Origin of the sequence: Enterococcus raffinosus (genome assembly GCF_019175485.1) — a bacterium.
In the GTDB taxonomy this organism is placed as follows: domain Bacteria; phylum Bacillota; class Bacilli; order Lactobacillales; family Enterococcaceae; genus Enterococcus_A; species Enterococcus_A raffinosus.
The window spans coordinates 3,019,847-3,032,004 of record NZ_CP072888.1 but is presented as its reverse complement, the minus strand read 5'-3'; the positions used below and the strand labels follow the sequence as shown (position 1 = coordinate 3,032,004).

General features: G+C 37.1%; 11 protein-coding genes. 8 read left to right on the top strand and 3 right to left on the bottom strand.

Annotated features, from left to right (window positions below; all coding sequences use genetic code 11):
• The first annotated feature begins 532 nt into the window (after window positions 1–532).
• From rpmH to J9537_RS14745, 7 genes are all read left to right on the top strand, one after another.
• Window positions 533–667, top strand: coding sequence for a 50S ribosomal protein L34 (gene rpmH / locus J9537_RS14775; protein ID WP_006703104.1), 135 nt, complete (start codon window positions 533–535; stop codon window positions 665–667).
• 137 nt (window positions 668–804) lie between these two features.
• A complete protein-coding gene (rnpA, locus tag J9537_RS14770) occupies window positions 805–1,140 on the top strand; it encodes a ribonuclease P protein component (protein ID WP_218256257.1) in 336 nt (111 codons plus the stop codon).
• Between the two features lie 17 nt (window positions 1,141–1,157).
• A complete protein-coding gene (locus tag J9537_RS14765; RefSeq protein ID WP_010747421.1) occupies window positions 1,158–1,979 on the top strand; it encodes a YidC/Oxa1 family membrane protein insertase in 822 nt (273 codons plus the stop codon).
• 61 nt (window positions 1,980–2,040) lie between these two features.
• Window positions 2,041–2,811, top strand: a complete 771-nt coding sequence (jag, locus tag J9537_RS14760) for an RNA-binding cell elongation regulator Jag/EloR (protein ID WP_218256256.1) — start codon at window positions 2,041–2,043, stop codon at window positions 2,809–2,811.
• A 217-nt stretch (window positions 2,812–3,028) separates the two neighbouring features.
• Window positions 3,029–4,426: a tRNA uridine-5-carboxymethylaminomethyl(34) synthesis GTPase MnmE gene (gene mnmE / locus J9537_RS14755; RefSeq protein ID WP_218256255.1), complete on the top strand. Its 1,398-nt coding sequence runs from the start codon at window positions 3,029–3,031 to the stop codon at window positions 4,424–4,426.
• A gap of 15 nt (window positions 4,427–4,441) precedes the next feature.
• Window positions 4,442–6,343, top strand: a complete 1,902-nt coding sequence (gene mnmG / locus J9537_RS14750; RefSeq protein WP_218256254.1) for a tRNA uridine-5-carboxymethylaminomethyl(34) synthesis enzyme MnmG — start codon at window positions 4,442–4,444, stop codon at window positions 6,341–6,343.
• Window positions 6,344–6,507: 164 nt separating this feature from the next.
• Window positions 6,508–7,878 (top strand): IS1182 family transposase, encoded by a 1,371-nt coding sequence (locus tag J9537_RS14745; RefSeq protein WP_218255993.1) that lies wholly within the window; start codon window positions 6,508–6,510, stop codon window positions 7,876–7,878.
• Between the two features lie 196 nt (window positions 7,879–8,074).
• Here the strand turns inward: J9537_RS14745 and aroD are convergent, their stop codons facing one another.
• From aroD to J9537_RS14730, 3 genes are all read right to left on the bottom strand, one after another.
• Window positions 8,075–8,830, bottom strand: a complete 756-nt coding sequence (gene aroD, locus J9537_RS14740; protein WP_218256253.1) for a type I 3-dehydroquinate dehydratase — start codon at window positions 8,828–8,830, stop codon at window positions 8,075–8,077.
• Window positions 8,831–8,840: 10 nt separating this feature from the next.
• Window positions 8,841–9,719, bottom strand: a complete 879-nt coding sequence (locus tag J9537_RS14735; protein ID WP_218256252.1) for a shikimate dehydrogenase — start codon at window positions 9,717–9,719, stop codon at window positions 8,841–8,843.
• Between the two features lie 175 nt (window positions 9,720–9,894).
• Window positions 9,895–11,103, bottom strand: a complete 1,209-nt coding sequence (locus J9537_RS14730; protein ID WP_218256251.1) for an MFS transporter — start codon at window positions 11,101–11,103, stop codon at window positions 9,895–9,897.
• A 144-nt stretch (window positions 11,104–11,247) separates the two neighbouring features.
• Here J9537_RS14730 and J9537_RS14725 point away from each other — a divergent pair, with 144 nt between their 5' ends.
• Complete coding sequence (locus J9537_RS14725; RefSeq protein WP_218256250.1) at window positions 11,248–12,138, top strand: LysR substrate-binding domain-containing protein; 891 nt, start codon at window positions 11,248–11,250, stop codon at window positions 12,136–12,138.
• Window positions 12,139–12,158: the final 20 nt, after the last annotated feature.

Here is a 12,158-nt window from a genome sequence, read left to right as displayed (position 1 = left end):
ATAAGTCGCCTCCTATATTATAAAATTCAGATAGACCTACTTTATCATTTTTTCAAAAAGTTTTCCACAACCAGAAAGGAATACGATGAACTTTCTCTTTTTCCACAGAATGTATAAAAATACAAAGAGTGAATAAACAGGAGGGAAAAACATATACACAGCTTACAGAAAAAATGTGGAAAGAATTCTTTTTCCACTAAGGAATTCACAAATAAAGCAAAAATAAGGCGCTGATAGATGAGGTTGAAGAAGAGTTATGCACAAAACTTATCCACCATGTGGACAACTTACTAATAGGCGCTTTTTTCTGGGGAAAAAACTTTTGGAAAATCTAGGTGCCTTTTTTGTGGAAAAAAGTTATTCACATTAAGAAGGAGCTTATCCCCAGATTTTGTGGATAAAAAAATACTTCACATAAAAAATGAAGCTAGTTTATTAGCCTCTTTTTCATTTCGTGATTGACAAAGTAGGGGAAGAGTCGTTATAATATTCGGGTATGTCTATGTAATGTTAGCTATGGAGGTGTATTTCAATGAAAAGAACTTATCAACCAAATAAACGTAAACGTCAAAAAGTTCATGGATTCCGTAAACGCATGAGCACTAAAAACGGCCGTCGCGTATTAGCAAGCCGTCGTCGTAAAGGAAGAAAAGTACTTGCTGCTTAAGCCACTGCCGGTCAGTGGTTTTTTTTGTATCTAAAATGAGATTCTTAAGGAATTTTTCTGCTGAATAAGGATGCTTCCTTATTTTGAAGTATGGTATTATTGTCAGGTATAGATTTAAAAGAAACGAAGGAAGCTAGATGAAAAAAAAATATCGGGTCAAAAAAGAACGAGAATTTCAAAAAGTGTTTCAAGAAGGTGCTTCTTTTGCGAATCGAAAATTCGTGGTATACCGTCTAGAACCTTCTGGTCAGAAACATTTTCGAGTAGGCATATCCGTCGGTAAAAAGGTTGGAAATGCTGTGATGCGGAATCAGGTAAAGCGGAAAATTCGTGCAATCTTGCAAGAGTTAAAGAATGACCTGCCGCCAATAGACTTTATTGTGATTGCGCGACCAACTACAAAAGACTTGCCTTACGATGAAATACGTTCGAATCTTATACATGTTTTAAAATTAGCCAAAATATTAAGTTAGGAAGGAAACAGATTTAGGTGAAGAAATATAAAAAAATATTATTGATGACAGGATTATTAAGCCTTGTCTTCTTACTATCGGCCTGTGGGACAGGGGAAGTGAGTGCGCATAGTACAGGTGTCTGGGACCGCTATGTAGTCTATTATTTCGGTCAAGCTATCAAAGGACTAGCTTTTGGAAATGTCGGAATAGGGATAATTTTATTTACTATTATTATTAGAATTATTTTGATGCCGTTAATGCATTTTCAAACCAAAAGCATGCGAAAAACACAAGAATTACAGCCTAAAATCAAGGCCTTGCAGGAAAAATACAGCTCTCGTGATCAAGAAACACAACAAAAGCTACAAGCGGAAACTAAAAAATTATACGCAGAAAATAATGTGAGCCCTTACGCAGGATGTTTGCCGCTTTTAGTACAAATGCCCGTTATGATGGCTTTGTATCAGGCAATTTTGCGAATTCCAGAGTTAAGATCAGGACATTTTTTATGGTTGAATTTGAGTCAATCCGATCCTTATTTCATTTTACCAATTCTTGCAGCGGTCTTTACTTTTGCAAGTAGCTATCTATCAAGTATGAGTCAACTAGAATCGAATGCATCATTAAAAATTATGAATTTTGCAATGCCTGTCATGATTTTTGTTATGGCATTAAATTTAGCGAGTGGTTTGTCTTTATATTGGGTTATTTCAAATGCTTTCCAAGTGATTCAAACATTGTTAATCAATAATCCATTTAAGATCCGCCGAGAAAGAGAAGAAGTTGCTCGACAAATTCGTGAAAGAGAACGGGCATTAGAAAAAGCTAAACATCCAAAGAAAAAACGAAAAAAATAAGGACAGATATGTTCGAAGCATATTAATTTTTATATAGAATACAACTGAGGAGGTCTAGAAGATGCCTGTTTATGAGGGTCCAACAATTGATGATGCAATCTCAAAAGGACTGCAAGCTTTAGGGGTGAAAAAAGAAGCTGTCGATATTGAAATTTTAACAGATGCAAAAAAAGGTTTCTTGGGAATGGGAAAAAAAGATGCTCGTGTTTCCATTGAACCAATTAACGTCGAAGAACCTGTAATTGCTGCTGAAACGAATAAAAAATCGACAGAAGAGGAACAAACATTTGCTGAAGAAAAAACAGAAGAAAAAATTCAACAAGCAGTTGAATCAAGTAGTTCTGACATTCAGCTAATTGATTTAGATGAAGAAGAAGCAATTAAAGAGCTGGCGCTTTATTTAACGAATGTTACCAATGACATGGGCGTACCGGCATTAGTAAAAATACAGCATGAAGCTAACGGTTTGATTGTTATGAATTTAGAAACGAGTAAGCAAGGTATGCTGATTGGTAAACATGGCAAGATATTAAATGCCTTACAATATTTAGCGCAGGTTTTTCTACATCGTGTAGCAAAAGAAAAGCTGTCTGTAGTCGTGAATGTTGGAAACTACCGCCAAAAACGCGAAGAAGTCTTAACACGGTTAGCACAGCGAACTGCAGAAAAAGTAAAAGAGACAGGGAGACCAGTCTTTTTGGAACCAATGCCAGCGTTTGAACGAAAAATGATTCATTCAGCTTTAAGTAAAGATGAATACATTAAAACTCATTCTGAAGGCGAAGATCCTTATCGTTACCTAGTTGTTGAACCAGCCAAAAAATATTTTTAGAAATCAGAGCTGTGCCAAATGTTTGGCTCAGCTTTTTCTTTAGCAAAATTTGAAAAATAAGGCTATTTCGACAGGTATGCTTGAATTGTCAATAAAAATATGCTAATCTTACACCAGAATTTTGTAGAAAAAGCAGTCAAAGTGCTCAATCTACTCCTTGATCAAGGGGTGGAGTAGGCACTTTTTTTATGTTCTTAATTCATTAGGAGGAAAAAAGTTGGCAGAGATTACCTTAGAATTTGATACGATTGCAGCAATTTCAACCCCGCCAGGTGAAGGCGCAATCAGCATTGTGCGCTTGAGCGGCGATCGGGCGGTAAAAATTGCAGATAGTGTCTATAACAGCGGAAAAAAATGTTTGTTAGATGTGCCATCACATACGATTCATTATGGGCACATTATTGACCCCGCGAATCAGCAAGTAGTTGATGAAGTAATGGTCAGTGTTATGCGGGCACCGAAGACGTTTACACGTGAGGATATTGTAGAAATAAACTGTCATGGTGGAATTGTAGTGGTCAATCAATTACTGCAGCTTATCTTACGTTCTGGAGCACGCTTAGCTGAACCAGGTGAATTTACTAAAAGAGCCTTTTTAAATGGTCGAGTAGATCTTTCTCAGGCAGAAGCGGTAATGGATTTGATTCGAGCAAAAACAGATCGGGCAATGAATGTTGCAATTAATCAATTAGACGGCAACTTGTCTCATTTAATTCGTCAACTACGTCAAGAGATATTAGAGACGTTAGCACAGGTAGAAGTAAATATCGATTATCCAGAATATGATGATGTGGAAGAATTAACTACCCAATTATTATTAGAAAAAGCACAACAAGTCGGGCAGCAAATTGATGCTTTGTTATTGAACGCTAAACAAGGAAAAATTTTGCGTGAGGGATTGAGTACAGCCATCATTGGTCGTCCCAATGTCGGTAAATCAAGCTTGCTAAATTATCTTTTACATGAGGAAAAAGCGATCGTGACAGAGATTGCTGGGACGACACGCGACGTAATTGAAGAATATGTTAATGTACGTGGTGTACCTTTGAAATTGATTGATACCGCAGGAATCAGAGAGACAGATGATGTGGTAGAACGAATTGGTGTGGAACGCAGTCGTAAAGCGTTAAGTGAAGCAGACTTAATACTACTGGTGTTGAATCAAAGCGAAGCACTAACGGCAGAAGATAAAGAATTATTAGAAGCTACCAAAGGGTTAAAACGAATTGTTTTATTAAATAAGACGGATCTGCCAAGTCAATTATCACCACAAGATCTTAAATCCTATCTTAGTGAAGATGAAGTATTTGCAATATCTGTTTTGGAAAAAGCGGGTTTGGATCAATTAGAAGAGGCAATCGCAAAACTTTTCTTTGGAGGTCAGACAGCTGAAAAAGATGCTACTTATGTATCGAATACGCGGCATATTGCCTTGCTGGAAAAAGCAGGACAATCATTAAAAGAAGTTCACAATGGTATTATGGCAGGCATGCCAGTAGATCTAGTTCAAATAGATATGACACGTTGTTGGGATTATTTAGGTGAAATTGTTGGCGATAGTGTACAAGACGAACTGATTACGCAATTATTCAGTCAATTTTGTTTAGGAAAATAAAGAGGGAGATGCTACATGGAATATCAAGCAGGAACATATGATGTAATCGTTGTGGGTGCAGGACATGCCGGTTCTGAAGCGGCATTAGCAGCAGCACGTATGGGACAAAAGACCCTATTGATTACTATCAATTTAGATATGGTGGCATTTATGCCATGTAATCCCTCCATTGGTGGTCCAGCCAAGGGAGTGGTTGTAAGAGAAATCGATGCACTTGGTGGCGAGATGGGACGTAATATTGATAAAACATATATCCAAATGCGGATGTTAAATACAGGTAAGGGTCCCGCAGTAAGAGCTCTGCGTGCACAAGCAGATAAGCACGCTTATGCGGAAGAAATGAAACACACGATTGAAAAAGAAGTCAATCTAACCTTGAAACAAGGTGTTGTTGATCGTTTAGTTGTGGAAGAAGGAATCTGTAAAGGTGTTGTAACATCAACAGGCGCTGTCTATTCAGCTAAAGCAGTAATAATCACTGCAGGTACAGCTTTACGCGGTGAGATTATTATCGGTGAGTTGAAATATTCGTCAGGTCCAAACAATTCACAACCATCCATCAAGTTAGCAGATCATTTACAAGAACTTGGGTTAGAGATTCATCGTTTTAAAACAGGGACACCTCCACGAGTGAAATCAGGCTCGATTGACTATAGTAAAACAGAAATTCAGCCTGGTGACGAAAGACCTAATCATTTTAGTTATCAAACACCAGATAGCCAATATTTACAAGAGCAGATTCCATGTTGGTTAACATATACAAATTTGAAAAGCCATGAAATCATTCAAAATAATTTACATCGTGCGCCAATGTTTACAGGAATTGTTGATGGTGTAGGTGCCCGTTATTGTCCTTCCATCGAAGATAAGATCGTACGTTTTGCTGATAAAGAACGCCACCAATTATTCTTAGAACCAGAAGGTCGTCATACAGAAGAAGTCTATGTTCAGGGATTGTCAACATCGTTACCGGAGGATGTGCAAAATGAAGTCCTGCATTCGATTGAAGGCCTGGAAAAGGCTGAAATGATGCGAACCGGCTATGCTATCGAATATGATATGGTCGCTCCTCATCAATTACGCCCAACACTTGAAACAAAAGTGATTGAAAATCTTTATACAGCTGGACAAACGAATGGAACAAGTGGCTATGAAGAAGCTGCTGGTCAAGGATTGATGGCCGGAATTAATGCTGCATTAAAGATTCAAGGAAAAGAACCGTTCATTATGAAACGCAGCGACGGGTATATTGGAGTTATGATTGATGATTTGGTGACGAAAGGAACGAATGAACCTTATCGATTATTAACATCAAGGGCAGAATATCGTTTGATTTTACGTCATGATAATGCAGATTTACGTTTAACAGAAATCGGGCATGAGATTGGATTAGTAGAAGAGGAGAACTATCAAGCATATTTGATTAAAAAGGCGCATATCGAAGCAGAAATGGCTCGGTTACAGTCGATTCGGATAAAACCCAGCGAAGAAGTTCAAAGCTTTCTAAGAGCTAAAAATAGCGCAGAATTAAAAGATGGTGTTTTAGCGAGCGACTTTTTGAAACGCCCGGAAATCTCTTACCAAGAATTGCTACAGTTCATTCCTGCGAATGAGGAGTTAACAGAAAAAGAAGTAGAACAGGTAGAAATTCAAATTAAGTATGAGGGCTATATCAAAAAAGCGATGGAAAAAGTAGAAAAATTGAAGCGAATGGAAGCAAAGCGTATCCCAGAACGAATCGATTATGAGGCAATTAATGGTTTAGCTACAGAAGCAAAGCAAAAACTTCAAAAAATTCAGCCAGAAACAATCGCTCAAGCTAGTCGTATCAGTGGTGTAAATCCTGCTGATATTAGTATTCTGATGGTTTATATTGAACAAGGGAAGATTGCTAAAGTGGGTAGTACAACTGAGTGATGTAAGTCGAAAGCCATATTAAAACGCAATATGAACGCACAAGAAGAGGACAATCCCAAACGGTTTGTCCTCTCAGACTGTAGACAAAGTCCATTTTATGGATGCTGTCTACAGTTTTTTCTTTTATAATGGATTTATGAAACCGAATACAGGAGGGATAGTTTATGATGTCCAAAAACAATACGAATGGTAGAAACCAATTCGCGATGCTCACGATTGACGATCTGGTTCCTCATGATCACCTTGTTCGAAAGATTGATGCGGCGATTGATTTTGAGTTCATTTATCCAATTGTTGAAGAGACTTATTCAACTTTAGGACGACCAAGCATTGACCCCGTTATTCTTATCAAATTAGTGTTTATCCAATACCTCTTTGGGATTCGCTCCATGCGACAAACAATTAAGGAAGTCGATACCAATGTCGCTTATCGTTGGTTTTTAGGATTTTCCTTCGAAGAAGACATCCCGCATTTTTCCACTTTTGGTAAAAATTATGTCCGGAGGTTTCGAGAAACCACGTTGTTTGAAGACATTTTTGCTTATATTTTGGGACAAGCAGTCAAAGCAGGCTTTGTGACAGAAGATAACTTATACTTTGATTCGACGCACATCAAAGCCAATGCCAATAAACATAAGTTCACGAAGGAAATGACTCATGACGAAGCGAAAGCCTATAAAGATGAATTAGAAGATGAAATCAATCGTCAACGAATCGTAGCAGGAAAACGCCCTTTTACTTTGGACTTAGAAAAGGAAGTGGAGCTGAAAGAAAGAAAAATAAGTAAGGCCGATCCAGAAAGTGGCTACTATGTCAAAGGCGAACGAGAAAAACAGTTTGCTTATTCTGCCCATACATCCTGCGATGACAACGGATTTGTTCTTAGCACGATCGTGACTCCCGGAAATATCCATGACAGTCAAGTCGCGTTCCAACTCGTCAAACAATCGAAGAGACTTTTTCCAGAAATCAAACGAGTGGTTGCGGATGCTGGCTATAAGACCCCGAAGTTTGTTCACTTTTTGACACACTGGAAACTTCGGCCAATTTTACCCTACTCACGCCCGAGAGGAAAGAAAGGGTTGTTACCAAAAAAGGAATTTGTCTATGATGAGTGTCACGATTGCTATCTTTGTCCTAACGATCAAATGTTAAAATTTTCTACAGTCAACCGAGAGGGCTATCGAGAATACAAATCAAATCCGAAAAAATGCATAAGTTGCCCGTTGCTAAGAAGCTGCACGAAAAGTAAAAATCATCAAAAAGTGATCACACGACACGTTTGGGCGAATTTGATGGATGAAATTGAGCAGCTTCGCCTGACAGATTTGAATAAAGAGATTTACAAAAAGAGAAAAGAAACGATCGAGCGAATATTTGCAGATGCAAAAGAGAAGCATGGGATGCGTTGGACCAAGTATCGAGGCTTGGAAAAAGTCGCGACGCATACGATGCTAGTGTTTGCTGCAATGAATTTGAAGAAACTGGCCACGTGGCTATGGAAAGGCAAAGAGCCTTTATTTTTTTTGCTCTGAATTTCGAAAGGAAATGTATAAAAAGACGTCCCAAACTCGAATTACGAGTTTGAGACGTCTTTTGTCTACAGTCTGAGGACAATCCCAAACGGTTTGTCCTCTTTTTCAATCTACAAAATAAGTAATTCTATAAAAAGAGACATCCATAAACAAACTGGTATTATACACATTTGTTTATGGATGTATTCAGATTCGTTTAATTCAATTTTAGTGTTGCCAGCATTTTACGTAATTCGACAACAGGAACCTGTCCAGGAGCAGATGCCGTTCCAGCAGAGCCAAACGTTGCTGCAGAACCGAAAACTTGTCCAGAAACGCGGCTGACCATTCCAAGTGCTCCCATTGACATAGTAATTAACGGAACTTTAGCGAACTCTTCATACATTTCACGAGTAGCTGCTAATAAAGTTAACACATCAGCAGAATTATTTGGCATTACAGCAATTTTACAGATGTCTGCGCCTTTATCTTGCATAGCACGTAAACGAGTAACTAATTCATTTTTTTCAGGTGTTTTATCAAAATCGTGATTGCACATAATAATTTTAATTCCGTTTTGATGAGCCAATTCAATGGTTTCAGCAACTTCTTTTTCTGGCATGAATAACTCCACATCCAATAAGTCTAATTCACCCTCGGCTATGATGGTTTTATAAAGGTTAAAGTATTCTTCATCCGAAAGTTCACAGACCCCGCCTTCTTTTTTCGTACGAAAGGTAATTAACAAGGGTTTGTTTAAGATAGCCTTCAAATTATGTGAAAGGGTAGCGACAGATTGTGGATCTTGAACATGTTCAAAGAAATCAATTCGCCACTCCACTAGATCACAATCTAATGTACGAACCTTTTCTGCCTCATCTAATAAATCCTCTTTTGTTTTTCCAACTATTGGTACGATAATTTTTGGCAAACCTTCGCCTATCGTAACTTGATCAATCGTTACTGTTTTCATTTGATTCCTCCTAATCTTTAAATAAAAGTTCTTTAATATAATCGACGGGCATGTCTTCTCCGGTGAACAGTTTAAAGGCAGCGGCTCCTTGATAAAGCATCATACCAAGTCCATTGATCGCTTTTTTTGCGCCATGTTCTTTAGCGAATTTCAACAACTTCGTTTCACGAGGAGAGTAGACCACATCAAAAACAACTAAGTCTGGACGGATCATAGCGGGATCATTAATCAAACTCATATCTTCCAAGGGTTTCATTCCAATACCTGTTGCATCGATGTAAATAGCACTTTCTGCGATAGATGCCTTGAAACTATCTTGATCCGCTAAATCCGTCACAGATGCTAGACAATCAGTGTTTTCGTTAATTTTTCGAGCAGTTTCTTCAGCATTTGGGAAAACAGCATCGTTAGCATTAAAGATTCGTAACTCTTTGGCACCATCAAAAGCAGCTTGGATTGCAATAGCTGTACCAGCGCCTCCAGCCCCCGTTAAGGTAATGATTTGGTCCTTTACTTCGACGCCCTCATCTTTCAGAGCTTCCATTGCTCCTATCCCATCTGTATTGTACCCTACAAGATGTCCTTTACCATCAATATTAGTAACAGTATTAACGGCTCCAATTAGAGCAGCTTCAGGTGATACTTCATCTAAATAAGGGATAATGGCTTGTTTATTAGGCATTGAAACGTTTGATCCTCGGATGCCTAAGGCGCGAATTCCTTGTACCGTATCTTTTAATTCATTATTTCCTACTTCAAAGGCTAAATAAGCGTAATCCAGTCCCAATTTCGCAAAGGCTTCATTATGCATTGTTGGTGACATGCTGTGGCGAATTGGGGTAGCGATTAGACTAATTAATAATGTGTGTCCAGTAAGTCTTTCTGTCATAGCAGAGTTCCTCTTTTCTATATTTTTATTGCTCAATTTTTCTCAATCGAAGCGTTCTCTATTTTTTAGTTATTATGAAATTAATCACAATCTACAATTTCTATTGTAGATTTTAATGGGTTGGAAAACTAATGCTTTATATTGATAAAATCAATAAAGCAAATAAATAAAACGATTAGCTCAAGACTAATCGTTTTATCAATTTATTGTAGCGATGAACAATCACAAATGAAGCCATTAGGCCAATGATATTTAAAAGAACGACAAACCAAAAAACATAGGTAATTCCTTGTTCACTGATCACGCCTGTAATATAAGGAGTAACCATGATAGAGACAGAAGTGGCAAGTGAATAATAACTGGTGTACTTGCCTTTCTTTTTTGGAAATAACTCTAGCATTAGGGCTAGTCCTAACTGCCAAATTCCGCCAGCCGCAAAGATTCCGATACAAATAGCTGATATAACTACCGTTATGAAGTTTGGAGATAGAAGCATCAAGAGTAAAGATATTCCAGAAATTAAAAGACAGAAACAGATAAATTTAGGAATATTGATCCCTTTTTTTACTATACCAGAAGTAAAAAATACGGAAATAAAGGAGCCAGTACTGTAAAGACTAACGAAAATTAGGCTATTTTCATGGGAAACGATCTGCATACTTTCAGCATATTGAGGAATCCATAAGATGAAAATATTAAATAATGAGACAGAAACAAAAGAAAAAACCAATAAAGCGATGCCATCTATTTTAAATTTTCCTCGATTTTTAGGTTCAACAGTTGTTGTAATTTCAGTGTCTTTCTTTATGATTGTTGTAGAATTGGGAAAACGTGCAAAAAGTAGATAGAACATGTTTACAAATAAACACACTGCGCACAGGATAAATGGCCATCCAAAAAACAGCTTATGTTGTAGCAAATAACGCGTAATAAAGGGCAAAAGAAATTGACCAAGAGAGATAAAAGCCTTATTTAAGACACTTAATGAACTATTTACTCGTTCATCTGGATAAGCCTCGACGAGTGTTGGATAAGTACTAGTATCTAGAAAAGCATTACTAACACCACCAAACATTGCTAAGAAAAATGCTAGCTGATAACTAGGACTTAAAAGCATGCCACAAAAGAAAATCATATATGAAACGATAGCAATTAACACGGTTTTTTTTCGTCCGAATTTATCTGAAAAATAACCAGAAAAATACAAGCTCAATATTCTTCCAAGTCCAATGGCACTCATAACTAATGTTACTTGTGCAGTTGAAGCCTGCCAATGTATTCTCAAATTTGTCATATTTTGAGATAAAATAATGGCAGCCATTCCTTGAAAAATATAATTAAAATACAGGCTAGAAATTAAAAGATGGTACTTCTCTTTTTTCATAAGAGACTCCTTTCATGTGATATGTTTCACTTGAAGTCACCCACATAGTAACGCAATTTTATTATGAAAACTAATGATTTATATCAATAAAATTGATAAAATCTATTTATCAAATAAGTAGTTACCTTTTAGTGGGGTGAAGTAATGAATTTGCGACAATTAGAGTTTTTTGTAATATTGGCCCAAACAGAACATATGACACAAGCTGCGAAAGAATCGAATACATCACAGCCTAATATCAGTCATGCAATGACGATGCTAGAACAAGAGATAGGTGTTAGACTATTTGAAAAAAAGGGACGAAATATTCAATTGACCCGCCACGGACGGATTTTTTACGAGTATGTCGCACCAGCATTGGTTGAGATAGAAAAAGGCCAACGTAAATTGCAGGAGATGGTCGATCCTGATTCTGGTGAAATTCAATTTGGATTCATTTTTACAATGGGAGCAAATCTGGCACCAAAATTAACACAATCTTTTCATGAGAAAGGCCATCAAAAAATTAATTTTGAATTTCAGCAGGGAAACTCCAATCAAATTATTCAAATGTTGCTTGAGGATCGCATAGATATTGGGATTTGTTCAAAAGTAAGTAACGATTCCGAATTAATTTATCAAATTTTAACACAGGAAGAGATGGTAGTGGTAGTCCCATTAGAGCATCCTTTGGCAAAATATGACACTATTTCTTTGGTGGAGACCATCAAATATCCATATGTCTACTATAGTAAGCAAAGTGGATTACGCCCGTATCTAAATCAACAAATAAAAAAACTAAATTTAGATTTAGATATTGTTTGTGAATTGGAAGAAGATCATAGTATTTTAGGCTTTGTGGGTCAAAATTATGGGATAGCTATAATGCCTAATATTCCATCAATCAGGTCTTTTCCTGTTAAAAAAATAAAGATTACAGATGAGCTGGACGATCGGAACATTTACTTAGCGGTGAAAAAAAATAATTTAGAAATTCCGGTTTTGAAAAAATTTTACGATTTCTGTTTAGAAAATGCGAATAAAAAGTGGGATTAAGCCTTTCTTAATCTCTATGT